The sequence below is a fragment of the Halorubrum kocurii JCM 14978 genome, assembly GCF_000337355.1.
Lineage (GTDB): Archaea > Halobacteriota > Halobacteria > Halobacteriales > Haloferacaceae > Halorubrum > Halorubrum kocurii.
This window is the reverse complement of record NZ_AOJH01000008.1, coordinates 1-1,143: the sequence shown is the minus strand read 5'-3', so window position 1 is coordinate 1,143 and position 1,143 is coordinate 1. Positions and strand designations below refer to the sequence as shown.

Here is a 1,143-nt window from a genome sequence, read left to right as displayed (position 1 = left end):
CAGATCCCCAGACGGCGTAATCATTTTGTCGCTAGACGTGGTTTGCCCGGGTAGCAGCGTTTCCATAGGTGAAATCCTCAGGGAGTTACATGTTCGCCATGTAATTCGACGAGATGAAGTCCCTCCCGAAGTCGCAGATTCTTCGCTTTACTGAGAAGGAGATCCATCTGGCACGCCGAGCGGTCTCTCGATACTCCTCGAAGTTCTCTAAACACCGCTACACACTTCCCCAGCACGTTGTTCTGCTGTGTCTCAAAGTTCGGAAGAACACGACATACCGTGGCCTGCTTGACGAACTGATCGAGATGCCACGCATCCGACGAGCTCTTGGATTAGCCGAACTTCCGACGCCATCAACGCTCTGTAAGGCGTTCAATCGACTTGGTATGGCCGTGTGGCGTGTTATATTGACTCTCTCAGCGACGCTACTTCCGACGAGTAGAGTTGTTGGAGTTGATGCGTCAGGGTTTGACCGCAGTCACGCTTCGAAACACTACACGAAACGAGCTGAACTCACGATTCAGCAGCTCAAAGTGACGCTGCTGGTCGATACGAAAGAGAACGCAATCCTCGATCTCCACGTGACGACGACACGAAAACACGATAGTCAGATCGCTCCGCCGTTGATCAAGCGTAACCCGGAAAACATCGATATTCTGCTCGGTGACAAGGGCTACGACGACCAGAAGATCAGGCGACTTGCCCGGCAACACGAGGTTCGGCCACTGATAAAGCATCGTGAGTTTACATCGCTTCACAAGGCATGGAACGCGCGCTTAGACGCTGATCTCTACGGCCAGCGGAGTCAATCCGAGGCGGTCAACTCAACGCTCAAGCGGAAGTACGGTGCGTTCGTCCGGTCACGACGCTGGTGGAAACAGTTCCGTGAACTCACCATCGCCTGCCTCATTCATAACGTAGAACGATCACTCTGAACGGTCAAGACAGAAGAACAATGAACCACACAGTACGGGCAGAGGGTTGCCAGATGAGGATATATCTGACTATCTCGAACACTGACCCTATCACCCTCACCGTCCTACGGTTTCAGTCTCGCTCTTATGTAGAACTACGGAAAGACCCGATAACGAGACACTCAACCGCTGTCTCGACAGATCCTCCGGCGAGAGTGAGTGAACGAAC

General features: G+C 52.8%; 1 protein-coding gene. It reads left to right on the top strand.

Going from position 1 to position 1,143, the window contains the following annotated elements:
* The first annotated feature begins 113 nt into the window (after positions 1-113).
* Complete coding sequence (locus tag C468_RS17230; RefSeq protein ID WP_008847010.1) at positions 114-935, top strand: IS5 family transposase; 822 nt, start codon at positions 114-116, stop codon at positions 933-935.
* The last annotated feature ends 208 nt before the right edge of the window (positions 936-1,143 follow it).